This is a genomic window from Pseudoduganella ginsengisoli, assembly GCF_009720865.1.
Taxonomy (GTDB): Bacteria; Pseudomonadota; Gammaproteobacteria; order Burkholderiales; family Burkholderiaceae_D; genus Rugamonas; species Rugamonas ginsengisoli.
The window spans coordinates 443,105-466,225 of sequence record NZ_WNLA01000001.1; the positions used below are offsets into that span (position 1 = coordinate 443,105).

A 23,121-nucleotide genomic window follows, 5' to 3' on the forward strand; every position below is an offset into this window, starting at 1 on the left:
CAACTACAGGCTTACATCATGGGCCACGGATGCACACAAAGCAAGACCGCAGGCGCAACAATGTTCGGCCCTTAACGGACGAGCATGCACGCGGCATCTACATTGCTGCCATGGACATGACACCACCTCGAAAAACATCATCGCCCGGCGCCGATCACGGCTCGTGGACCAGCAAACTGGGCCCCGGCCTGGTTGCCGGTGCGGCGGACGACGACCCCAGCGGCATCGCTACCTATTCACAAGCCGGTGCGCAATTCGGCTTCGGCATGCTGTGGACCGTGCTGCTCACGTATCCACTGATGGTCGGCATCCAGATGACCAGCGCCCGCATCGGCCGCGTCACGGGGCGCGGGCTGGCGTCGAATATCCGGCGCCATTACCCCGCGCCCCTGCTGTATGCAATTGTGCTGTTGCTGGTCGTGGCCAATGTCATCAACATTGCTGCCGACATGGCAGCCATGGGCCAGGCCGTGCAATTGCTGGCAGGCGGCCCCGCGCCGTTGTATGCAGCCGGCTTTGGCCTGCTGTCGCTGGTGCTGCAGATTTTCATTCCGTATCAGCGTTATGTGCGCATTTTGAAATGGCTGACACTGGCGCTGCTGGCGTATGTGGCGACACTGCTGGTGGTGCGCGTGCCATGGCTGCACGTGCTGCATGAAACCGTGCTGCCCCGCCTGCACTGGACTCCCGCCTGGCTGACCACCGTGGTGGCCGTGCTGGGCACGACGATCAGCCCGTATATGTTTTTCTGGCAGTCGTCGCAGGAAGTGGAAGAGTTGCATGCCGACCCGCAGGCGGAAGCATTGAAGCGGGCGCCGGAGCAGGCGGAACAGGAATACCGCCGCATCAAGCTCGATACGCTGATCGGCATGGGCTTTTCCAACCTGGTGGCGTTTTGCATCATGCTGACCACGGCCATCACGCTGCATACGCACGGTATCCGCGACATTGCCACGTCGGCGCAGGCGGCCTCCGCGCTGCGTCCCGTGGCGGGTGAATTCGCGTTCATCTTGTTCACGGCAGGGATAATCGGCACGGGCTTGCTGGCAATCCCCGTGCTGGCTGGTTCCGCCGCGTATGCCGTGGCAGGGACTTTCCAGTGGCGTAACAGCCTGGAACTGGCGCCATCCGCGGCACGCAAGTTTTACGGCATCATTGCCGCCTCCACGTTGACGGGTGTCGCGCTGGGCTTTGCGCATTTTGACCCGATCAAGGCGCTGTACTGGAGCGCGGTCATCAATGGCGTCATTGCCGTGCCCGTGATGGCCGTGATGATGCACCTGGGCAGCCTGCGCTCCGTGATGGGCCAGCAAATGCTGCCGGGCTGGCTGAAAGCGCTGGGCTGGGCGTGCACGGTGGCGATGGCGGCCGCTGTTGCAGCCATGTTCATGACGGCGGGGAAGTAATTGCGGGGGGCAGCGGACTTCGATAAGCTGGGGCGATGCGACTCTTTTCCGCCCTTGCCGCCGCGCTGGCATTACTCACCGCCCTGCCCGCCTGGGCAGACCGCCCCTTCCCCGCCGGCGCCAAGCGGGGATTGATGACACCGGCCTACGCCCCCGACATCTTCATCGATGGCAAACCGCGCCGCCTGGCGCCCAGCGCGCGCATCTTCAACCAGGACAACTTGATTGAAATGCCGGCCAGCCTGCGCGGGCAAAATATCGTCGTGAATTATGAGGAAGACCGCGACGGCTTGATTTTCAATGTGTGGATATTGACGCCGGAAGAAGCCCGCATCACAGGAAAATGATGGCAGCCGCCAAGCCAATGATCAGGCCGAATTTCGTGATCTTGTAGACCGTCTTGTTCCACGCCTTGAAGCGGCGGCGGTACTGGCCCATGTAGAACGAAATCTTGAACAGCTTCGAGACCAGGCCGGTCTGGTCGCCCGTTTCATTGGGCGAGCTGGCTGCCGTCATCATCGTGCGGCCCAGGAAACGGTTGATGGCTTGCGCCCAGCCGAAACGCATCGGCCGCTCGACGTCGCAGAACAAGATGATGCGGTTGCTGTCACTGCCGTTGATGGCCCAGTGGATATACGTCTCATCGAACATCACGCCCTGGCCATCGCGCCAGCTGTGGCGCTCGCCATCGACATCGATAAAGCAGCGGTCATCGTTCGGTGTGGCCAAGCCCAGGTGATAGCGCAGCGAACCGGCAAACGGGTCGCGGTGCGGGTTCAGTTTGCCGCCCGGCGGCAATTCCGCAAACATGGCCGCCTTCACGGACGGAATGTTTTTCAACAACTCATACGTCTTCGGGCACAGTTGTTCGGCCGACGGATGGCTGGCGTCATACCATTTCAAGTAAAAACGCTTCCAGCCATTCTTGAAAAAGGAATTGAAGCCGGCATCGTCATTCTGTTCCGCTGCCTTAATTTTTTGCAAATTCCGCAACGCTTCCGCTTCCGCACGGATCACTTCCCAATTTTGCTGCAGTGGTTCCAGTTCCTTGAACTGTTCCAGCGGCAGATAAGGCTTCGATGGCACGCGGGAAAACGTGTGCATGAACCAGTTGATTGGCGCCATGAACGACGAATGGTCGAACAGTTGCCGCATGAACGGCAGGCGCACCCGGCCACGGAAGTGAATATGAAAAACAGACAACAAATAAATAGCAACCAGCGCGAACTTCATCAAACCACTCCAGCATTTGAGCAATCGGTAATGATACCGCCAAATGCGGGTAGCCGCGCAAAATCACTGCCATAGTGATGTCAGGAAGTCAATCTTATCACCATGGAATAAACATTAACAGCAGCATCAACAAGAACAACACCACCAGCACGCTGGCAAGGTGGCGGCCGCGGCGCGGCTGCATGCCTCCGGGGAGTCGCATGATGGCCTCCAATGGTTGGGGAACGTGGGGCCAGTGTAGAGCCACCGCGTCCGTGTGTATGTTCTATGGCGCACATGGCTCTGGGAATTCCTATTGAACAGTAAGCTGGCTTACAATCTGGCAATTTACAGATTGAGAGGCCATTGTGACCAGATTCCGTTTGCCGCTGCTGCTTGCCACTGCTTTGCCAGGAATCGCTTCTGCGGCAACGTTGCTGGTTGGCCCAGGACTGGCGTATTCGCGGCCTTGCGAAGCGCTGACCAAAGCGCAATCGTTTGACACGGTGGAAATCGACGGGACGCAAACGTACCGTGGTGACGTTTGCCGCATTACTGCCAGCAATCTCACCATCAAAGGCGTGCGCGGCCGCCCGAAAATTGACGCTGGCGGCAAGAACGCCGATGGCAAAGGGACGTGGGTTATTACCGGCAACGATGTCACCGTGGACAACGTGGAAATGTTTGGTTCGGCCGTCTCAGACCGCAACGGCGCGGCCATCCGTGTCGAGGGTAACAACTTCACGCTGCGCAATAGCTTCTTGCACGACAATGAAAATGGCGTGCTGACAGGCGCGTCCCCGACCAGCCGCCTCGTGATGGAATTCAATGAATTCGGCCACAACGGCAATGGCGACGGTTATAGCCACAACGTGTACGTGGGCCAGGTCGCCAGCCTCGTATTCCGCCACAACTATTCGCATGATGCGCACATCGGCCACAATTTGAAGTCGCGTGCGCAAATCAACATGGTGGCGTACAACCGCTTCTCCAGCCTCAACAAGGGTGAGACGGGTTCGACGGCAGCGGGCAAACCCAGCTATGAAATCGATATCTCGAATGGCGGCAATGCGTACATCATCGGCAACGTGATCCAGCAGCCGGCTGAGCACAGCAATAGCAACATGCTGGCCTATGGGCTGGAAGCGCCCGGCAAACCTGGCGACAAGCTTTATGTCATCAACAACACGTTTATCAACGATGCCCATGCTGGGACGTTCGTGCTGATTGGCGACAAGGTCACGGCGGCAGCGCTATTGCAGAACAACTTCTTCTCCGGCAAAGGGAATATCACCAACCAGCAGCGCGCGACCCAGGTCACCAATTACCAGGGCACGGAAGCGGACTTCGTCAACCGCGCCGTGTATGACTTGCACCCGAATGACAACCGCCGCGTCATCAATGCCGGCGCAGAACCGCCGAAGCTGGAATCCGGCATTTCGCTGGTGCCGACGCGCCAGTACAAGCACGTGGCGGCTGGTGAGCCTCGTCCTGTGATTGGCGCGCTGGATGTGGGGGCTTACCAGACGGTGATTGTCCAGGAGAGCAAGAAACCCTGGTATAACATCCTGAAGAACTGAATTCACTGCGCGCCGCCTGCCCGGCGGCGCACTTCGATGTTATTGCCGCACGCCCTCATCGACGGGGGCGCCATTTTCCAGCACGACAAAGCCCGGCGACTTGCCGTTGGCAGCCGTCTTGAAGTCCACCACGATGTCGCGTTCTTTCATGAAGAATTTGGTGGCGGACATCGGGTGTAACGTCACGGCATTGCCGCCCACCTCCACAGACAAATTGCCGCCTGCGCGCTGGAACACCAGGACCGGCTGGATCTTCGCGTTATAGCGGCCGGTAAAACTGTCCAGGTCTGCCGCGCTCAATTGAATGGCTTTGCGCTCGCCGGCTTGAGCGACTGGCTGGTGGTCGTAGCTCATCACGCGCGACAGCTTCCAGCCTTTATCCTGCTTCATCCACAGCTGGGAAAAGCGTGCGTTATCGGTAGGCACAGCGGCGCCGTTGGCTTTCATGACGCGGAAGAAGTGGTGCTGGCCCGTGACCAGCGCGGCGTACACTTCGTCACCACGGCGCAACAGGAACGTCTGCGTTTCCTCCGGCGCTGCATCGCGGCGGACGCTGGCATCCTTGTCCGCGCAAATATTGTTGCGCACAGCGCCCGTCAAGTCCGCGCGGCCTTTTGTGATGCCGCCCAGGTCATGATAAAACTCCACGTCGTCCGCCGTCAGCGCATCGAGTCCGCTGAAATCGCAGCTGTTATAGGCTTTCCAGTACGCGGCATCGGCTGCCTTGATTTCCGCCTGAATCGCCGTGGGATCTGCCGATGCCGCGTGCGGCGCAGCGAATACTGCAACTGCCGCAATGGCTGCCACGGCCGAGCATGCAGCCAGCGTACCAACCTTTTTCATTGTTGCCTTCCTGTGTGGTTGAGGGAGGCTTCAGTCTAGGTTCGGTACATGAAGAGTTGATGAAGGGTGGGTGAAGGCTTGCTAAAGGAAGCTGTCCAGCAAGGCCGGCAAATATACATCCGTATCGATATGGGGAAAATGCACACCCAGGCAGGAAGGACTCAGTTGCGCGTTAGCGAGCTCGGCTGGTCGCGCATGCTGCAAGCCGGGCACATCGCGGGGCGCAAAATGCAGCGGCAGACCGGAGGCCAGAGACAGAACGATACGGGAAACGCGACGGTCATAGCGCACGTCTATCACAGCAGGAAATGCGCGCTTCATCGCGCGCCCCCGCTGGTTCGCTGCTTTGAAATCTATATTTGAAATTGCCATGATTGACTTCCAAAAAGTCGAGTACCTTATGCGCGTGCGACATCGTTGCTTTCGAAGTGAGAAGAAGCTCAGCCTGCGCGGCTGAGCCCTTCCAACCGTTGTGTGCGCATTATCCGCGACCAAAGGATTTTGACGTCTCCACTCTTTACAAGCAGTGACTCCTGCCACCGGCGTCACACGTCCGTGACGGAAAATGAGCAGCCTGAACTGCGTCACTTTCTTATTCCAAGGTCAACATTGCCGCTATTCCGGCATTACGCCCTCGGGATGATGCACTGTTTCCGCGTGCACCAATTACTTTGACTGCCTGCCGATGATTTAGTTCCACGTTTTGGAAAAAAGATGCAAAAAGCCCAGCCATGAAGGCTGGGCTTTTCAGTATTTGGTAGGCCTCCCGTGAGTCGAACACGGCACCAACGGATTCTGGTTTGTGTGGCTTTCGCCACTCCCTGGACTATGCCTTCACCATAGCTTGCGCCTTAGGTGGGTGCCGTCTAGTCTCTACACCTTCAACAACGCTTTCACGCTGAAGCTTGGCTCGGCATTGCCATACGCATCACTGCGCTTAGGTTTCACCGAATTTGACACCATCCCATACGCAGTTTCCAAACGTATGGCACAAATTTTATGAGTCCGCTGCTCTAACCAAGCATGAGCTAGAGGCCCTTAAAGGGATACTACAACAGGCAACGGTTTAGCAACTCGCTCCTGATCCGTTACAAAACGGACACAGGAGCATAGGCGCTACACCGCTCGCAGTCAAGCCTTAATTACCTTCCAGGAAGCTCTTCAGCTTGTCGGAACGCGATGGATGGCGCAGCTTGCGCAGTGCCTTGGCTTCGATCTGGCGGATACGTTCGCGCGTCACGTCAAACTGTTTACCCACTTCTTCCAAAGTATGGTCAGTCGACATTTCGATACCGAAACGCATGCGCAGCACTTTGGCTTCGCGTGGCGTCAACGAATCCAGCACGTCCTTCACGACACCGCGCATCGAAGCATGCAAGGCCGCATCCGATGGCGCCAGCGTGTTGTTGTCTTCGATGAAGTCGCCCAGATGGGAATCGTCGTCGTCACCGATCGGCGTTTCCATGGAGATCGGCTCTTTCGCGATCTTCATGATCTTGCGGATCTTATCTTCCGGCATTTCCATCTTGATCGCCAACGTGGCGGGATCCGGCTCCGCCCCCGTTTCCTGCAAGATTTGACGCGAGATGCGGTTCATCTTGTTGATGGTCTCGATCATGTGCACTGGAATACGGATGGTGCGCGCCTGGTCGGCGATCGAGCGGGTGATAGCCTGGCGGATCCACCACGTTGCATACGTGGAGAACTTGTAGCCGCGGCGGTATTCGAACTTGTCCACCGCCTTCATCAAACCGATATTGCCTTCCTGGATCAAGTCCAGGAATTGCAAGCCGCGGTTCGTGTATTTCTTCGCGATGGAAATCACCAGACGCAAGTTCGCTTCCGTCATTTCACGCTTGGCCTTGCGCGCCTTCATTTCACCGGCCGCCATTTGGCGGTTGATGTTGCGCAAGTCCGGCAGCGGCAACACGACGCGCGCTTGCAAGTCAATCAGACGCTGCTGCAATTCCTTGATGGTCGGGATGTTGCGGCCCAGGATCGCGCTGTACGCGTGGCCGGCAGCGACTTCGCCATCGACCCATTCCAGGTTGGTTTCATTGCCCGGGAAGACTTTGATGAAGTGGGCGCGCGGCATGCCGCACTTGTTGACGGCCACGTCGAGGATTTGCTTCTCGATGTGGCGCACTTCATCAACTTGGCCACGCAAGGTATCGCACAGTTTTTCCACGACTTTCGCCGTGAAGCGGATGCCCAGCAATTCGTTGGAAATCGCTTCCTGCGCCTTGACGTAGGCTTTCGAGTTGTAGCCGTCCTTTTCAAAGGCACGGCGCATCTTGTCGAATTGCTGCGAGATGAGGTCGAACTTTTCCAGAGAAATATTCTTCATCTGTTCCAGCTGTTCCGCCGAGTAGCCGGCGGCAGCGGCGGCCGGGCTGGCCTCTTCTTCTTCCTCTTCTTCCTCTTCCTCGTCTTCCTCGTCGTCGTCTTCGTCGTCGGACGCGGCGGCAGGGGCAGCTTCTTCTTCGTTTTCGTCTACCAGGCCATCAACGATTTCATCGATCTTGATTTCATCGTTGCGGATACGGTCGGAAGCGGCAATGATTTCCGCAATCGTCACCGGGCAGGCGGAAATCGCCTGGATCATGTCCTTCAACCCATCTTCGATCCGCTTGGCAATTTCAATTTCGCCTTCGCGCGTCAACAGCTCGACCGAACCCATTTCACGCATGTACATGCGGACCGGGTCGGTGGTGCGGCCGAAGTCGGAATCCACGGTCGACAACGCCGCTTCGGCAGCGGCTTCCGCTTCATCATCGCTGGCCACGTTGGCCACGCTGTCGGACAGTAACAGGGTTTCCGCATCGGGCGCATGCTCGTAGACGGCAATGCCCATGTCGTTGAAGGTGCCGATAATGCCTTCGATCGCTTCCGGATCGACGATATTTTCTGGCAGGTGGTCATTGATTTCGGCGTACGTCAGGAAACCGCGTTCCTTGCCGAACTTGATGAGGGTCTTGAGTTTCTGGCGGCGGCGCTCGAGTTCTTCCTCGGTCGCTTCCGTGTCGGACGAAAACGCGTCCTTCAGCAACGCCTTTTCCTTGGCCTTGCGATCCTTGGCCTTCGCTTTGTCCACGGCTTTCAGCTCGGCGCGCTCGACCGCATTCAATGCGGCGACTTCGTCGTTTTCCGGCGTGAATTCCTTGGGCTTGCGGCCTCTCCGCCCCGGCACTTTCACGGACGGCAAAACATAGCCGGAAGTGTCGATGGCAGCCAGGGCTGCGGCATCCGTGGTCTGACTGACTGCCGGAGGCGCGTTGGTGCGCGTTTCCGATTTGTCGGCCGATTTCGCGGCCTTGGCAGTCACTTTGCTGGGCTTGTCAGCCGCTTGGGATTCAGGTTTCTTTGTTGGCACAGGCGCTTTCGATTACACAACGACTTGCTTTACGGGTTAGGATAAAGTTCTTGCAACAATGCTACTACTTATACCTTCCAGCTCCTAACCGTGCTCGCACAGCAGGAATCTCCGCAGTCACGACCTCAACCCTAGGCCATGCTTGGCAGAAATTCTACTGTATGACAGCGCGTGGGGGCTAGAGCCTGGCAGACACCGGATTCGAATGCTCTCCGTGCCTGAAGTCTGGCCCTGGCCGCCGGCCACCATCCTGCTGTGCCGATCAAGAGCCTAACTTACTGAAATCAAACCAAATTTTGCCTAAACAAAGCTAAGCGAAAAGTCAACACTTAGCGTTTTATTATAGCACGCCACTTTGCAAATTCCAGAGGGAACGCCCCCGGCTCCCCCTATATGCAGCGTGCTATAAAAACCCATTACCGCCCTGGCAAGCCCACCTCCGCTTCCTTGCGCAGCTGGTCTTGCATTGCAGAAATTTCACGGTAGCGGTCGCCAATTTCCGCTGCCGTTTTGCCGGACGTAAATAACTGGTCCAGCTCGGCTTTCAGCGCGTCCAACTTGATCTGGCGAATTGCGCTGGCTACATATTGCCGATCGGCTTCAAAATCCGATTCCGCACTTTCCGACGAAATCTCGGTAATGATTGCGTCGTACTCATTGCCCTGCTCTTTCAAATGCATGGCCAGCGAAGCAAAGTTGCCTTGCGGCCCCAGCGCCCGCGCCGCCGATACCAGCTGGCGCAAGCGTTCCGACTGTTCCGGGCCAAAACTGTCAAACGCCGCCAGGCCCGATTCATCGATTTCCAGCGCCAGCGCCGGATGCGCCACCAAATGCCGCACAATCTGCAACTCCAGGCCCATCGGCTCTGGCCGCGCCGACCGCGGCGGCGCCCTGCGCACTTCCGCCACCGGCTTGCTCAATTCGCACAGCGCCTCGATTTCACCGGGGCTGCTTTGTGTCATGGTTGCCAGCCCGCGCACGATTTGCAAACGCAGTGCAGACGGCGCCATCGCTTGCAGCATCGGCTTGGCTTCAAACTGCACGCGCGCGCGGCCTTCCGGTTCACTCAAATCAAAGTCCGCCGCCACTTCCTTCAACAGGAATTGCGACAGCGGCATGGCCTCAGCCACTTGCTGCTCAAATGCAGGCGCGCCAAATTCACGGATATAACTGTCTGGATCGTGCTCGGCCGGCAGGAACAGGAATTTAATGGTCTTGTTGTCCGACACATGCGACAAACACGCTTCCAGCGCGCGCCGTGCGGCGCGGCGGCCAGCCTTGTCGCCGTCAAAACTAAAGATCACATTGTCTGTTTGACGCAACAGCTTTTGCACGTGGGTGGTGGTACAAGCCGTACCCAGGGTTGCCACTGCTTGAGGGAAACCCATCTGGGCCAGTGCCACCACATCCATATAGCCTTCCGTCACCAGCACGTAACCCGCATCGCGGATTGCCTGACGGGCTTCGAACAAGCCATACAACTCGTGGCCTTTGGAAAATAGGGGCGTCTCGGGAGAATTCAAGTACTTGGGCTCGCCCTGCTCCATAATCCGGCCGCCAAACGCAATCACTTGCCCTTTGGTATTGCGGATCGGGAACATCACGCGCTCACGGAAGCGGTCATAACGTTTGAGGCGGCGGCCTTCTTCATCGACTTTATCGATGACGAGACCGGCTTCCGCCAGCACAGGCGCATCGTAGTCGCGGAACACGCTGCGCAAGTTATCCCAGCCATCCGGCGCGTAACCCAGCGAAAAACGGGCGGCAATTTCACCGGTCAGGCCGCGGCCTTTCAGGTAGCCAATGGCGGCGGGCGCCTGGCGCAGCTGCATTTTGTAGTATTCGGCCGCCTGCGTCATCGCGTCGGACAGCGCCAGGCTTTGCGCCTGCATTTGCGCGCGCTGCGCGGGCGGGATGCGGTCATCCTGCTCCGGGACCACCATCCCCACGCCTTGCGCCAGGTCTTTAACGGCATCGACAAAGCCCATGCCGGAATATTCGATCAAGAAACCAATCGACGTGCCGTGGGCGCCGCAACCAAAGCAGTGATAAAACTGCTTGGTGGGACTGACGGTAAAGCTGGGGGATTTTTCACTGTGGAATGGGCACAAGCCCATGTAATTGGCGCCGCCCTTTTTCAACTGGACGTAACGGCCGACCACGTCAACGATATCGACGCGGTTGAGCAGATCGGAAATGAAAGATTGAGGGATCATCGGCGATCGGTCTGCCTAAAACAAATTGTGGTGCACCTATGGCGGACCATGATCCGCCCTACATCGAACTGCAGGGTGGATTAGGCGAAGCCGTAATCCACCACCACCGCCCGCATTACGCCGGCGTCAGCGCCTTCTTCACCAGCGCCGATACCACGGTCATGTCTGCACGGCCGGCCAGCTTCGGCTTCACGATGGCCATGACTTTGCCCATGTCTTGCGGACCGGCCGCACCGGACGCCGCCACGGCCGCCGCCACTTCGGCCGCCACTTCTTCATCGGACAGGCCGGCAGGCATATACGCCGCCAGCACCACCAGTTCGGCTTTTTCAATGTCCGCCAGATCTTGACGGCCGCCCGCTTCGAATTGCGTGATCGAATCCTTGCGCTGCTTGATCATTTTTTCCACGATGGCAACGGTCTGCGCATCGTTCAATTCGATCTGTTCATCCACTTCCTTGCGCTTGATTTCAGCCAGCAGCAGGCGGATGGTGGCCAGCTTGCCCGCTTCTTTGGCGCGCATGGCGGCTTTCATGTCATCGGAGATCTGGGTTTTCAAAGTCATGTCGGTATCCTGGAGAGTGGCGCAAAAAACGAAAGCCCGCTGCGGCACAAACCGAGCGGGCATTCAACTGCACAGGTGAGCCCGCGGCGCTATGCCGTACTGCCGGGCCATCCTGAATGGCAGAATTAGTACAGTTTCTTAGGCAGTTGCTGGCTGCGGATGCGCTTGTAGTGACGCTTCACTGCAGCTGCCAGCTTGCGCTTGCGCTCAGCCGTTGGCTTTTCGTAGAACTCGCGAGCGCGCAGTTCGGTCAGCAGGCCGGTCTTTTCGATGGTGCGTTTGAAGCGACGCATTGCGACTTCGAACGGCTCGTTTTCTTTGAGGCGAATGGTGGTCATGTAAAAATTCAAACCGTTAGATTTAGGAAGAAGAAGATATTAGCAGCTTTTGGCCCAATTGGGAAGAGCTTTGGACGCCAAACCGGCTCAACAGGCCAGTTTCACGGTGAAACTGTCTGATTTAAGCAATCTTTTCGTCCCGCCAACATCGGTTCCCGGCAGTGTGCTTCGTCACCGGGATGGCAAGTATATCAGACCGATTGCCCCGCTGCCACTCCCGATGCCCACGCCCACTGGAAGTTGTAGCCTCCCAGCCACCCGGTCACATCGACCGTTTCACCGATGAAATACAGGCCCGGCACTTTATTGGCCATCATGGTTTGCTGCGACAACTCCTTGGTATCGACACCGCCGCGCGTGACTTCAGCCTTGCGGTAGCCTTCGGAACCGTTGGGCGTGATGGTCCACTGGTTTAACAGTTGGCCAAGCTTGCGCAATTGCGCATCGGGCATGTCGGCCAGGCGGGCTTCGCTGTTAAAACTGTGGGCCAGCAGCAAGCCATCGGCCAGACGCGCGGGCAGCCATTGCGACAGCACATTACCCAACTGTTTTTTTGTTGAATGTTTGGCTTCGATCAATTCCTGCGCCACATCCATTTCCGGCAACAGGTTGATGGTGATCGGGTTGCCCGGCTGCCAGAACGATGAAATTTGCAGGATGGCGGGACCGGACAAGCCGCGGTGCGTGAACAGCAAATCTTCGCGGAAGCGGGCGCCGTCCGGATTGCGGCCCTTCAACGTACCGGTTTCCACGTCCACTTCCAGCGAAATACCGGCCAGCGGCACGAATGGCGCCCAGTCGTTGGCATCAAAGGTCAGCGGCACCAGCGCGGGGCGGGTTTCCACCAGTTTCAGGCCGAATTGCCTGGCGATGCGGTAGCCAAAATCCGTGGCGCCGATTTTCGGGATCGACAGGCCGCCTGTGGCGATGACGACGCTTTGCACGTTGACGACGCCGGTATCGGTATAAACAGTAAAGCCGCCGCCCTCGCTGGGTTCGATGCTGTCGACTTTGGACGGCATGCGCCAGTGCACGTTGCCAACCGCGCATTCAGCTTTCAGCATGCCAATGATGTCTTCAGCAGAGCCGTCACAGAACAGCTGGCCTTTATGTTTTTCGTGGTACGCAATGCGATGTTTTTTCACCATTGCGAGGAAATCTTGCGGGGTGAAACGGGACAGTGCACTTTTGCAGAAATGCGGGTTTTGCGACAGGAAATTGGCCGGGCCGGCATTGACGTTGGTAAAGTTGCAGCGGCCGCCGCCAGAGATGCGGATTTTCTCGGCCAGCTTGTCGGCATGGTCGATCAGCACGACTTTCCGCCCGCGCTTGCCCGCTTCCGCCGCGCACATCATGCCCGCCGCCCCCGCACCAATCACTGCTACATCAAACTGTTTCATACCCGTCCCGCAACATAAAACCCGCCATTGTAAACCCGCGCAAGAAGTTGCCCAAACCCCAAAAACTACTCGACATTTTGGGGCCTGGCCCTAATGCCGTTAAGTTAGCGCCGAATTCGTCATTCCCGCGCAGGCGGGAATCCATAGACCGCGTCTGAATTCACTCAGCGTGGATCCTCGCTTTCGCGAGGATGACGAGGTGTGGCGCACTTAACTGAACGGCATTAGGGCCTGGCCCCAAATGAGCTATCAAAACCTCAGCGAACGATAGTTCAAAAGGGGCCAGGCCCCATTAGGCTAGAAGGATCTACATGGCGCGGGCGGCTTTTGTGCATTGCGCTACCTGTTCCGCTATGGAGGCGGGAATCGGCACGTCGCCGCGCAGCACGGAAGCGATCCATTCGGCAGTCGCCGTGGCACTTTTATCCACAGGCAGCACGATGTTCTCTTCCGCTTCCACGGCTTTCTCCACAAGCACCGTCCGCTCATGGTTGTGGAACCAGTCGATCTTTTGCCCTTTGTTGGCATTGGCCACCGTCTCGCCCTCCGTGCCGCGCATCAGGAAGGCATCGCCACGCGCCGGATCCACTGCCGTCGTGAAATATTCACCCAGCATTTCCAGGTATTCCGGATGCGTATACGACACCAGCCGCAGTGCAGGCCCCGCGAATGGCTGCATGATTTTGACCAGGGTATGGGTCGAATTACGCACGCCCAGCACCCGGCGCAGCGACAGCATGTGCGCCAGCTTCGGCGCCAGCGCATCAATCGTGATGAACGCCGGTTTGCCCGCCGCCATCAGCGCCTCCGCTTCCGCATGCGTACACGCCGGGGCAATCCCCAGTTCCGCCAGCACTTCCGCCGTCGCCACGCGCCCCGGGTCATGCGGCACGCCGTGCACTAATACCGGCACGCCTTCGCGCGCCAGCAACAGCGCCAGCAGCGCCGTCAAATTTGCCATCTTGCGCGCACCGTTATAGCTGGGGATGATCACGGGCGCACTACTGCCTGCTGGCGCCCTCAGCGGCGCGAACGATGCTTCCGCCGCGTCAAGGAAACCGGCGATTTCCTCCACGGACTCGCCCTTGATGCGCATGGCCAGCAAAATGCCGCCCAACTCCAGGTCGCTGACCCGCCCGTCGAGCATGGCGGTGTACAGTTCACGGGCATCCTCGCGCGACATGCTGCGCGCGCCTTTCTTGCCGCGGCCAATCTCTTTGATGATGTGGGCCGCAGGATAGGGAGTGGTGTGTGGTGTCGTCATAGAGCGCAAGCTTACTACATCAACAGTGGGGCCATCGGGCAGAGCTGCGTCAATTCGGCTACACTTGACAGTTCCTTACGAAGTTAAAACCAGATAAAGCACCATGATTTCGCCAGATATCGAAAACATTAACGTTACCAACTTTGCGTCCATGCCGACTCCGGCAGAGCTGCACGCGAAGCTGCCGCTGACCGATGCCGCATCGGACACCGTGATGAAAGGCCGCGCTGACCTGCGCAACATCCTCGACCGCAAGGACAAGCGCCTGTTCGTCGTCGTGGGCCCGTGCTCCATCCACGACCCGGTAGCCGGTCTCGACTATGCACGCCGCCTGAAGGCGCTGCAGGAAGAAGTTGCCGACACCATGCTGCTGGTAATGCGCGTGTATTTCGAAAAGCCGCGCACCACCACCGGCTGGAAAGGCTATATCAACGACCCGGACATGGATGACTCGTTCCGCGTCGACGTGGGCATGGAAAAAGCCCGCCAGTTCCTGATGGACGTGTGCGAACTGGGTTTGCCTACCGCCACCGAAGCACTGGACCCGATTTCCCCGCAGTACCTGGGCGACTTGATTGCATGGACTGCAATCGGCGCCCGTACCACTGAATCGCAAACGCACCGCGAAATGTCGTCCGGCCTGTCGACGCCGGTGGGCTTCAAGAATGGCACCGACGGCGACATCAGCATTGCCATCAACGCAATCCTGTCAGCCGCCAACCCGCACGCTTTCCTCGGCATCAATGGCGAAGGCAATGTGGCGATCGTGCGCACGCGCGGCAACGCCTATGGCCACGTGGTGCTGCGCGGCGGCGATGGCCGTCCGAACTACGATTCCGTATCGGTGGCGATTGCCGCCCAGGCGCTGGAAAAAGCCAAGCTGCCGGCCAACGTGGTGGTCGACTGCTCGCACGCCAACAGCTACAAAAAGCCGGAATTGCAGCCGCTGGTCATGGCCGACGTGGTTAACCAGATCACGCACGGCAACCAGTCGATTGTGGGCGTCATGATCGAGTCGAACATCGTGGGTGGCAACCAGAAGATCCCGCAAAACCTGTCGGAATTGAAATACGGCTGCTCCGTAACGGACGGCTGCATCGACTGGGATACGACGGCCGACATGCTGCGCGCGGCGCACAAGGAATTGCTGGCGCGGCCATGATGGCTTGATCTGGGGATGCCCGGCCTAAAGGCCCGGCACCCCGACAATGGGCGGTCCGGTGCAACAGCGCCGCACCGCCCGTTTCTATTACAATGTCAGATTACCCTATTCACTTTGTGCACTTCCCATGATCGTTCTCGGCGTTGAATCCTCCTGTGACGAAACCGGCCTGGCCCTGTATGACACGGAGCGCGGCCTGCTGTCGCATGCCCTGTATTCGCAGGTGGCCATGCACGAGGAATATGGCGGCGTGGTGCCGGAACTGGCGTCGCGCGACCATATCCGCCGCGCCATTCCGCTGCTGGAACAGGTGCTGGACAAATCCGGCGTGGCCAAGCACAACATCGATGCCATCGCGTATACGCAGGGCCCCGGCCTGGCGGGCGCGCTGCTGGTCGGCTCGTCGATCGCATGCAGCCTGGGGCTGGCGCTGGACAAGCCGGTGCTGGGCGTGCACCACCTGGAAGGCCATTTGCTGTCGCCGCTGCTGGCGTCGAAACCGCCGGAATTCCCGTTTATTGCGCTGCTGGTATCGGGCGGCCATACGCAGCTGATGCGCGTCGATGGCGTGGGCCAGTACACGTTGCTGGGCGAGACGCTGGACGATGCGGCCGGCGAAGCGTTTGACAAATCCGCCAAGCTGCTGGGACTGGGCTATCCGGGCGGCCCGGCGATTTCGCGCCTGGCCGATTTTGGCGATCCGCTGGCGTACAAGCTGCCGCGCCCGATGATGCATACCAAGGATTTCAACTTCAGCTTTTCCGGCTTGAAGACGGCTGTGCTGACAGTGGTGAAGAATCATCCGGCGCAAGGGATTGCCAATATCTGCGAGCAGGACAAGGCCAACATTGCGCGCGGCTTTGTCGATGCGATTGTCGAAGTGCTGACGGCCAAGTGCGTGTCGGCGCTGAAGCATACGGGCTTGAAGCGCTTGGTGATTGCCGGCGGCGTGGGCGCCAATGCGCAATTGCGGGCATCGCTGAATGCGGCGGCGGCCAAGAAGCGGTTCCAAGTGTATTACCCGGAACTGGAATTCTGCACGGACAACGGCGCCATGATTGCGTTTGCGGGCGCTATGCGGCTGCAGATTAATCCACAGGCCGCAAAGAAAGACTACTCGTTCAACGTGCGGCCACGGTGGCCTTTGGATGAGTTAAAAGTTATTTAAGATCAGTGCCCTGGACCTTCACGCGCGAACGCAAGAATTGCGCAGCAGCGGTCCCTGGCACTGGGAGTCTGGAAATTTATGCTGCCTTGGCGGGGCGGCCCTGGCGGTGGTACAGGAATTCCAGCACCCGCGTCCGGTAGTCGATGTACAGTGGATCCTGCGCCAGCGCCAGCCGGTCGCGGGGACGCGGCAGGCGGACGTGGACGATGTCGCCGATCGTCGCGGCAGGCCCGTTGGTCATCATGACGATCCGGTCCGACAACAGTACCGCCTCATCCACGTCGTGCGTCACCATCACTACGGTTGCACCCGTCGCCGACACGATGCGCAGCAATTCATCCTGCAAATGCGCCCGCGTCAGCGCATCGAGCGCGCCGAATGGTTCATCCATCAACAGCACCTTCGGCTCCATCGACAGCGCCCGCGCAATCCCGACCCGCTGCTTCATGCCGCCCGAGATTTCATGCGGGCGCTTATTGGCCGCATGCGACAGCCCCACCAGCTCCAGCGCCGCCGCCGTGCGTTCCTTGAGCTGCTCCGTGCTTTCCTTCGCGCCAAACACGCGCTCCACGGCCAGGTAAATATTTTCCTGGCACGTCAGCCATGGCAGCAGCGAATGGTTCTGGAATACGACGGCGCGCTCCGGCGCGGGACCTGCAATTTCCCGCCCATTGCAAATCAGCGCGCCGCCGGTGGCGCGCGTCAGTCCCGCAATCAAATTGAGCAGCGTGGATTTGCCGCAGCCCGAATGCCCGATCAGCGTAATGAACTCGCCCTGCTCCACCGTCAAGTTCACATCCGACAGCGCATGGAAACGCCCGGCCTTCGTGTTGAACACCATGTCCGCATGGCTGATGTCGATGAATTTCGCGCTCATACCGAAGTCTCCTCATACGTGAATGCTTTCGCCAGCGATACCAGCGCCAGTTCCAGCAGCAAGCCCACCACGCCAATCACCACGATGGCAATCAGGATGTGCGGCACATTCAAGTTGTTCCACTCATCCCACACCCAGAAGCCGATGCCGACGCCGCCCGTCAGCATTTCCGCCGCCACGATCACCAGCCACGCGGTACCGATCGCCAGCCGCACGCCCGTCAGCATGTAGGGCAGCACGGACGGCAGCAGGATCTTCGTGAAAATCTTCCACTCCGACAGCGACAGCACACGCGCCACGTTCATGTAATCCTGCGGCACGCGCTGCACGCCCACAGCCGTGTTGATGATCATCGGCCAGATCGAGCAAATGAAGATGGACCAGATCGCGGCAGGGTTGGCCGCCTTGAACACCAGCAGCCCGATTGGCAGCCATGCCAGCGGCGACACAGGTTTCAACAGGCTGATGATGGGGCCGAACATGCCGTACATGAATTTGAAGCGGCCGATAATGAAGCCCAGCGGAATGCCAACCGCCGCTGCCAGGCCAAAGCCGAACGCCACGCGCTGAAGCGACGCCAGCACGTTCCAGCCTATGCCCTGGTCATTCGGGCCCTTGCGGTAAAACGGATCGGAGAACAAATGCACGGCCTCGTCCCAGGTGGCGAGCGGCGTGGGAAAATTGCCATTCTTCGCCGCCAGGATTTGCCACACCAGCACCAGCAGCGCCAGCCCCGCCATTGGCGGCAAAAACTTCAATACCAGCGCGCGCAACCGCTGGCTGCCCGGCGCCAGGGTCACGCCCTTGGCGGCAAGCCGCTCGCTGCGCGCGGGACGCTCCAGCGGCGTCACCGCAGCCACAGGGGAAACCGGTGCATCGGCGACGTTCTTCAACACTGCATTCATCATATTCTCCCGTAGTCAGGCTATGTCAGGCTTTGATCTTGAATGAGTCGGCAAACGCTTTTGGATTCTTGCCGTCAAAAGTGGCGCCATCGACCAGCTTGATGGACCGCATATTCGTTTTCGGCAGCGATACCTTGGCCAGGTTCGCCGCATCCTTGTACACATCGACCTGGTTGATTTGCGTGGCCACGGCCAGGTAATCCGGCTCGCCCTTCAGCAAGCCCCAGCGCTTTTGCTGCGTGAGGAACCACATGCCGTCCGACAGGAACGGATAATTGACCGCGCCATCGTTGTAGAAGCGCATCGGGTTCGGGTCATCCCACGTCTTGCCCAGGCCATTCTGGTAGCGCCCCAGGATGCGCTGGTTGATCACGTCCACCGTCGTGTTGACGTACGATTTGTCGGCAATGGTTTCCGCCATTTTCAGCTTGTTGGACAGCGACGCATCGATCCAGCGCCCCGCTTCCAGCACGGCTGCCACCAGCGCGCGCGCCGTGTTCGGATATTTTTTGACCCAATCAAGACTGGTGCCCAATACCTTTTCCGGATGGTCGCGCCAGATATCTTGCGTGGTGGTGGCCGTGATGCCGACGCCATCGACAATCGCGCGGTGGTTCCACGGTTCGCCCACGCAAAAGCCATCCATGTTCCCGATGCGCATATTGGCCACCATTTGCGGCGGCGGCACCGTGATGACTTTGGCGTCATGCATCGGGTTGATGCCGTGCGCGGCCAGCCAGTAGTACAGCCACATCGCGTGCGTGCCGGTCGGGAAGGTTTGCGCAAACGTATATTCGCGCGGCTCGGATTTCATCAGCTTGGCCAGCGATGCGCCATCGACGGCGCCTTTATCGGCCAGCTTTTTCGACAGCGTGATGGCTTGCCCGTTATGGTTCAAATTCATCAGCACAGCCATGTCTTTTTTCGGACCGCCCGCGCCCAGGTGCACGCCATACACCAGGCCATACAGCACATGGGCCGCATCGAGTTCGCCATTGACCAGCTTATCGCGCACGCCGGGCCAGGACGCTTCCTTGCTGAGCACAATCTTGATGCCGTATTTCTTGTCGAAACCCAGCACCGACGCCATGACGACGGATGCGCAATCGGTCAGTGGAATGAAGCCGACCTTGACTTCTTCTTTTTCCGGCTTGTCCGAGCCGGCTGCCCACACGCCCTTAGTCAACAAGCCATTGGCCAATCCTGACACTGCCGTTGCCCCGCCGGCCTTCAATAAGGTACGGCGGTTAAGTTTGAAGTGATCCATCCTGTAGAGTCCCCGTAGCGAATAGCAGGCGGCTGCCTGCCCTGCCTACTGCTTTGCAATAGGCGTGCCAGCGCCAATCGGAGGCAGGCGTGGGGCAAATGCGGGAAAAACAGTGGCTTCAGGGGTTACAAATGGCACTGCTTTTGTGCGGCGCACCAACATCAGGCGCACCATTTTCCAGCAAGGCCAGTTAACGGGATGATCCGGGGAATAAAGTATGTTCGGATTGCAGGAAAGCGTCCGCGCGCAAGCGTTCCACCATCAAATCCACGAAGCTGCGGATGCGGGCGGAACCCTGGCGGCTGTCGCGGTGCACGATGTGGACCGGCACCGGCGCCGTCGCGTAATCTTCCAGCACCAGTTGCAGTTCGCCCGCCGCCAGCGCAGCGGCAGCCTGGTACGACAGCAGGCGCGCAATGCCCAGTCCCAGCTTCGCCGCGTCAATCACGGCGTCATTGCTGTTCAGCGTCAGGCGCGGCCGCATGCGCATGGTGCGGACGGCGCCATCTTGCAGGAAGCGCCACTCCGGCCCCACGCTGGCGCCATTGGAACCGATGATGGTGTGGGCAGCCAGTTCCTGCGGCGTGCGGGGTACGCCGTGCTGTTCCAGATAGGCAGGAGACGCCACCAGCAGGCGCCGCACATGCCCCACCGGCGCCGCGCGCATGGTCGAATCGGGCAAGTCGCCAATGCGCACGGCCACGTCGATGCCCTCTTCCACCAGGTTCACCACGCGGTCGACAAACATTGCCGACACTTCCATCTGCGGATAGCGCTGTAAATAATCGACAATGCCCGGCGTGACGTACAGGCGGCCAAACAGCAGCGGCGCCGTCACCGACAAATGGCCGCGGGGCGCCGCGCTGCTGCCGGCTGCCGCGTCATCGGCTTCATCGAGTTCGGCCACGATGCGGCGCGCGTCATCGAGGTAGCGCCGCCCCGCTTCCGTTACGCGCACATGGCGCGTCGTGCGCTCCAGCAGCCGCACGCCCAGCTTGTCTTCCAGCGCCGTAATGGCGCGCGTAACGGCCGGCGGCGACATGCCGAGCCGGCGCGCGCCGGCGGCAAAGCTTTGCTCTTCCGCGACAGCGATATAGACAGTAATCAGGTGGAACCGGTCCATGGGCCTCCCGCAAACAGTGCGGGCGCACGCTCGACCGCGTAATCAATGAATTCCCGTACCCGCTGCGGCATTTGCGTACGCTGCTGGTAATACATGTAAATGCCCCCATACGGCGCTGTCGTGTGCGGCAGCAAATGCCGCAGGCGGCCAGCCTGGATGTCGTCCCTTACCATATACCAGCCCAGCTGCCCCACGGCCATCCCCGCCAGCACGGCCGCCACTTCCGCTTCCGCCGTGTTGAAACTGGCCACGGACTGGATGTCGCAGTAGACGGTGGCGCCATCAACGCGGAATTCCCACGGGATCATGCGCCCCGTATTCGGCTGGCGGAAGCCGGTGCAGCGGTGAGAACGCAGCGCATCAATGGAATCGGGCGCGCCATACTTTTCAATATAGCTGGGCGACGCACACACTACCAGCCACAAGTCGCCCACGCGGCGCGACACCAGGTTGCGTTCGGGCGGATTGCGGCCCCGGAAACCCACGTCGATACGCGACTCCACCAGGTCCGTGAACTGGTCTTCCAGGACCAAGTCAAAGCGCACGCCGGGATAGCGTTCCTGGAAATCGCGGATCAGCGGCACCACGACGTGCTGGCCGAACGACGTGGGCGCGGCAATGCGGATCACGCCATCCATGTCGCGCCGGCTGTTTTGCACGGTGTCGATGGCTTCATCGAGCAAGCGCATGCCGGGGTTGGCCAGTTCAAACAGGCGCTCGCCCTCTTCCGTCAGGGTCAGGCTGCGCGTGGTGCGGTGGAACAGGCGCACGCCCAGGTGGTCTTCCAGCTGGCGCACGGCTTTGCTGACGGCTTGCGGCGACAGCCCGGCTTCCAGCGCCGCCTGGCTGAAGCTGCCGGCGCGCACGACGCCGATAAACAGGGTCAACACCCGCGATTTATCCATTTACAACCCATGGTTGATAATCAAACACCTTTACAGTGTCTAGTGTAGCAGGCCGCACGTGCCTACACTGCTCTCCATCAACCACCCCGACCTATCCCCAGGAGACGGACATGATTCCTCGACGCTTCGTCGATGAAGAATGCGTTTGTCGAACAAGAGCTGGCGCAGTGGGTGGATGTGGCCATGTCCACCGGCCATGATGACGCCATGAAGGCCGCGCTGGCGGCATAACCGGCGCAACTTCGCAGGGCCGCCGAGGCCCTGCGGCGCATGCGGCTCACGCACCGCCCAGCAAATCACCACGCGGATATGCCCATTTCGGCACGCCTGCCGGACACTCTTTCCCGCCCTGGGCCAATGGCATCGCCGTAAAATTCCCCCGGGGCGTGGTGGCAAACCGCCAATCCGCCGCCACGCCATGTTCCACCACGGGCGCACGGGCAAACCGCATCCAGTCATCAAACCAGCAATTGCTTTCCTTCAGTTGGCGCAGCGACGCCAGGCTGCCTTGGATCTGGCGATACTGCAGTACGCCGCCAGCATCGAGCGCCACCGAAGGCGACGGGTCAGCCAGTCCGGCAGGGCACGAAGCTGCAGGCAGCAACGATGGCAGCACGCTGACCAGCCCGCGCCGCAAACGGTAGCTGTCCTGCGAGCTTTCCACCGACACAAAAATCCAGCACAGCGGCTGCGCGGGGAATGCCGTCATCGATACATCCAGCACGCGCGTCCCCGCATCCTGCGCCCGCAGCGCCGCTTCCACGTGCGCCCGGCCCACGGCGGAGGCCACGCCCTGCCCCCCGGCAAACACCACGCTGGCCAGCAATGCCGACGCCATCACCCACCGGCTGTGGGCGCGCACGCTGCGCAGCGCCGCCAGGCCGATGCCCAGCGCCAGCAGCACGCCAAACGATAGCGGCGTCAAATAATCCTTGCGCAGGAAATACGCCAGCGCTGCGAACAGCCCTGCCATCAATACCCAACGGAGCGCCCGCGCCGGCACCGCCATCACCAGCGGCACGCCAAACGCGACCCAGAACACGGGTTCGATAATGAAGACCGCGTCGCCATAAAACCAGCGGCCATCGAACGGGTAAAACGGGTGCACGCCATATGAATTGAGGAAGTCCATGCCGATATGCAGCGCAAAGCCCGCCGCTACGGCCAGCAGCAGCCCGGTGCGCGCCACGCTGCTGCGCTTGAGCAGCGTGCGGGCATGGGGCCAGCCTATCCACAGCAGCGCCACCAGCAGCAGCGCCTGCGGCAACGCATACAGCAGCGTGTGCGTGTGGCCGCGGTGGTTCAGCAGGTAGCCCAGCGGCGCGGGCAACAGGCTGGCGAGGAACAAGTCGAGGTCGGGAAAATTACTGGCCAGCGCACACGCCGTCAGCAACAAGCGGTGCCGCGTGCGCTGGCTGGCGTCATCGGGTTCGGGCCGCAGGCTGCGCTGCACCAGTTCGCCGACGCCAAGGCCGACGACAGAGTGGGTAATGTTATCCATTCCCGCATGCTACCGC

Annotated in this window: 20 protein-coding genes; 5 read left to right on the forward strand and 15 right to left on the reverse strand. The window is 59.8% G+C overall.

All coding sequences use genetic code 11. The features are described 5' to 3' along the window. Positions 1-116: 116 nt before the first annotated feature. Both GM668_RS01840 and GM668_RS01845 read left to right on the forward strand, forming a co-directional pair. Positions 117-1,406: an NRAMP family divalent metal transporter gene (locus GM668_RS01840; protein ID WP_155437217.1), complete on the forward strand. Its 1,290-nt coding sequence runs from the start codon at positions 117-119 to the stop codon at positions 1,404-1,406. 35 nt (positions 1,407-1,441) lie between these two features. After that, positions 1,442-1,753, forward strand: coding sequence for a hypothetical protein (locus tag GM668_RS01845; protein WP_155437218.1), 312 nt, complete (start codon positions 1,442-1,444; stop codon positions 1,751-1,753). Here GM668_RS01845 and lpxO read toward each other — a convergent pair. After that, complete coding sequence (lpxO, locus tag GM668_RS01850) at positions 1,740-2,639, reverse strand: lipid A hydroxylase LpxO (protein ID WP_155437219.1); 900 nt, start codon at positions 2,637-2,639, stop codon at positions 1,740-1,742. The two genes, GM668_RS01845 and lpxO, sit on opposite strands and share 14 nt — an antisense overlap. Before the next feature lie 347 nt (positions 2,640-2,986). Here lpxO and GM668_RS01855 point away from each other — a divergent pair, with 347 nt between their 5' ends. Next, positions 2,987-4,198: a right-handed parallel beta-helix repeat-containing protein gene (locus tag GM668_RS01855; protein ID WP_211923337.1), complete on the forward strand. Its 1,212-nt coding sequence runs from the start codon at positions 2,987-2,989 to the stop codon at positions 4,196-4,198. 39 nt (positions 4,199-4,237) lie between these two features. On the opposite strand, the gene GM668_RS01860 is transcribed toward GM668_RS01855, so the two are convergent. From GM668_RS01860 to ybiB, 8 genes are all read right to left on the reverse strand, one after another. Next, positions 4,238-5,041, reverse strand: a complete 804-nt coding sequence (locus tag GM668_RS01860) for a nuclear transport factor 2 family protein (protein WP_155437220.1) — start codon at positions 5,039-5,041, stop codon at positions 4,238-4,240. An 81-nt stretch (positions 5,042-5,122) separates the two neighbouring features. Next, positions 5,123-5,362: a DUF2442 domain-containing protein gene (locus GM668_RS01865; protein ID WP_229498821.1), complete on the reverse strand. Its 240-nt coding sequence runs from the start codon at positions 5,360-5,362 to the stop codon at positions 5,123-5,125. An 817-nt stretch (positions 5,363-6,179) separates the two neighbouring features. After that, positions 6,180-8,366 (reverse strand): RNA polymerase sigma factor RpoD, encoded by a 2,187-nt coding sequence (gene rpoD, locus GM668_RS01870; protein ID WP_371868605.1) that lies wholly within the window; start codon positions 8,364-8,366, stop codon positions 6,180-6,182. 464 nt (positions 8,367-8,830) lie between these two features. After that, positions 8,831-10,630 carry a DNA primase gene (gene dnaG / locus GM668_RS01875; protein WP_155437222.1) on the reverse strand — a complete coding sequence of 600 codons (1,800 nt, stop codon included), beginning with the start codon at positions 10,628-10,630 and terminating at the stop codon, positions 8,831-8,833. A gap of 115 nt (positions 10,631-10,745) precedes the next feature. Continuing rightward, positions 10,746-11,195, reverse strand: a complete 450-nt coding sequence (locus GM668_RS01880; protein ID WP_155437223.1) for a GatB/YqeY domain-containing protein — start codon at positions 11,193-11,195, stop codon at positions 10,746-10,748. A 125-nt stretch (positions 11,196-11,320) separates the two neighbouring features. Further along, positions 11,321-11,533 carry a 30S ribosomal protein S21 gene (rpsU, locus tag GM668_RS01885; RefSeq protein ID WP_005665410.1) on the reverse strand — a complete coding sequence of 71 codons (213 nt, stop codon included), beginning with the start codon at positions 11,531-11,533 and terminating at the stop codon, positions 11,321-11,323. A 191-nt stretch (positions 11,534-11,724) separates the two neighbouring features. After that, entirely contained in the window at positions 11,725-12,933 is a 1,209-nt protein-coding gene (locus GM668_RS01890; protein ID WP_155437224.1) for a BaiN/RdsA family NAD(P)/FAD-dependent oxidoreductase, read from the reverse strand. 307 nt (positions 12,934-13,240) lie between these two features. After that, entirely contained in the window at positions 13,241-14,197 is a 957-nt protein-coding gene (ybiB, locus tag GM668_RS01895) for a DNA-binding protein YbiB (protein ID WP_155437225.1), read from the reverse strand. A 103-nt stretch (positions 14,198-14,300) separates the two neighbouring features. Here ybiB and GM668_RS01900 point away from each other — a divergent pair, with 103 nt between their 5' ends. Both GM668_RS01900 and tsaD read left to right on the forward strand, forming a co-directional pair. Further along, the gene (locus GM668_RS01900; protein ID WP_155437226.1) at positions 14,301-15,359 is read left to right on the forward strand and encodes a 3-deoxy-7-phosphoheptulonate synthase; all 1,059 of its coding nucleotides are present in this window, start codon (positions 14,301-14,303) and stop codon (positions 15,357-15,359) included. Positions 15,360-15,486: 127 nt separating this feature from the next. Beyond that, a complete protein-coding gene (gene tsaD, locus GM668_RS01905; RefSeq protein WP_155437227.1) occupies positions 15,487-16,527 on the forward strand; it encodes a tRNA (adenosine(37)-N6)-threonylcarbamoyltransferase complex transferase subunit TsaD in 1,041 nt (346 codons plus the stop codon). A gap of 76 nt (positions 16,528-16,603) precedes the next feature. On the opposite strand, the gene GM668_RS01910 is transcribed toward tsaD, so the two are convergent. The 6 genes from GM668_RS01910 to GM668_RS01935 all read right to left on the reverse strand — a co-directional run bounded on the left by GM668_RS01910 (position 16,604) and on the right by GM668_RS01935 (position 23,105). Next, positions 16,604-17,404: an ABC transporter ATP-binding protein gene (locus GM668_RS01910; RefSeq protein WP_155437228.1), complete on the reverse strand. Its 801-nt coding sequence runs from the start codon at positions 17,402-17,404 to the stop codon at positions 16,604-16,606. After that, positions 17,401-18,309 (reverse strand): nitrate ABC transporter permease, encoded by a 909-nt coding sequence (gene ntrB / locus GM668_RS01915; RefSeq protein ID WP_155437229.1) that lies wholly within the window; start codon positions 18,307-18,309, stop codon positions 17,401-17,403. Before ntrB ends, GM668_RS01910 begins: the two co-directional genes overlap by 4 nt. A gap of 25 nt (positions 18,310-18,334) precedes the next feature. Further along, the gene (locus GM668_RS01920) at positions 18,335-19,576 is read right to left on the reverse strand and encodes a CmpA/NrtA family ABC transporter substrate-binding protein (RefSeq protein ID WP_155437230.1); all 1,242 of its coding nucleotides are present in this window, start codon (positions 19,574-19,576) and stop codon (positions 18,335-18,337) included. 190 nt (positions 19,577-19,766) lie between these two features. Beyond that, positions 19,767-20,699 (reverse strand): LysR family transcriptional regulator, encoded by a 933-nt coding sequence (locus tag GM668_RS01925; protein WP_155437231.1) that lies wholly within the window; start codon positions 20,697-20,699, stop codon positions 19,767-19,769. Further along, positions 20,681-21,604, reverse strand: coding sequence for a LysR family transcriptional regulator (locus GM668_RS01930; RefSeq protein WP_155437232.1), 924 nt, complete (start codon positions 21,602-21,604; stop codon positions 20,681-20,683). The genes GM668_RS01925 and GM668_RS01930 overlap by 19 nt, the downstream gene beginning before the upstream one ends. 277 nt (positions 21,605-21,881) lie before the next feature. Then, positions 21,882-23,105 (reverse strand): metal-dependent hydrolase, encoded by a 1,224-nt coding sequence (locus tag GM668_RS01935; protein WP_155437233.1) that lies wholly within the window; start codon positions 23,103-23,105, stop codon positions 21,882-21,884. Between the last annotated feature and the right edge of the window lie 16 nt (positions 23,106-23,121).

Bases quoted from the DNA above. Each gene is read 5' to 3' on its own strand.
- GM668_RS01920 (WP_155437230.1), bottom strand. From the start codon at position 19,576: ATGGATCACTTCAAACTTAACCGCCGTACCTTATTGAAGGCCGGCGGG.
- tsaD (WP_155437227.1), top strand. From the start codon at position 15,487: ATGATCGTTCTCGGCGTTGAATCCTCCTGTGACGAAACCGGCCTGGCC.
- GM668_RS01890 (WP_155437224.1), bottom strand. From the start codon at position 12,933: ATGAAACAGTTTGATGTAGCAGTGATTGGTGCGGGGGCGGCGGGCATG.
- dnaG (WP_155437222.1), bottom strand. From the start codon at position 10,630: ATGATCCCTCAATCTTTCATTTCCGATCTGCTCAACCGCGTCGATATC.
- lpxO (WP_155437219.1), bottom strand. From the start codon at position 2,639: ATGAAGTTCGCGCTGGTTGCTATTTATTTGTTGTCTGTTTTTCATATT.
- GM668_RS01900 (WP_155437226.1), top strand. From the start codon at position 14,301: ATGATTTCGCCAGATATCGAAAACATTAACGTTACCAACTTTGCGTCC.
- GM668_RS01840 (WP_155437217.1), top strand. From the start codon at position 117: ATGACACCACCTCGAAAAACATCATCGCCCGGCGCCGATCACGGCTCG.
- GM668_RS01845 (WP_155437218.1), top strand. From the start codon at position 1,442: ATGCGACTCTTTTCCGCCCTTGCCGCCGCGCTGGCATTACTCACCGCC.
- GM668_RS01910 (WP_155437228.1), bottom strand. From the start codon at position 17,404: ATGAGCGCGAAATTCATCGACATCAGCCATGCGGACATGGTGTTCAAC.
- rpsU (WP_005665410.1), bottom strand. From the start codon at position 11,533: ATGACCACCATTCGCCTCAAAGAAAACGAGCCGTTCGAAGTCGCAATG.
- ybiB (WP_155437225.1), bottom strand. From the start codon at position 14,197: ATGACGACACCACACACCACTCCCTATCCTGCGGCCCACATCATCAAA.
- ntrB (WP_155437229.1), bottom strand. From the start codon at position 18,309: ATGAATGCAGTGTTGAAGAACGTCGCCGATGCACCGGTTTCCCCTGTG.
- GM668_RS01925 (WP_155437231.1), bottom strand. From the start codon at position 20,699: ATGGACCGGTTCCACCTGATTACTGTCTATATCGCTGTCGCGGAAGAG.
- GM668_RS01930 (WP_155437232.1), bottom strand. From the start codon at position 21,604: ATGGATAAATCGCGGGTGTTGACCCTGTTTATCGGCGTCGTGCGCGCC.
- GM668_RS01860 (WP_155437220.1), bottom strand. From the start codon at position 5,041: ATGAAAAAGGTTGGTACGCTGGCTGCATGCTCGGCCGTGGCAGCCATT.
- GM668_RS01935 (WP_155437233.1), bottom strand. From the start codon at position 23,105: ATGGATAACATTACCCACTCTGTCGTCGGCCTTGGCGTCGGCGAACTG.
- GM668_RS01880 (WP_155437223.1), bottom strand. From the start codon at position 11,195: ATGACTTTGAAAACCCAGATCTCCGATGACATGAAAGCCGCCATGCGC.
- GM668_RS01865 (WP_229498821.1), bottom strand. From the start codon at position 5,362: ATGAAGCGCGCATTTCCTGCTGTGATAGACGTGCGCTATGACCGTCGC.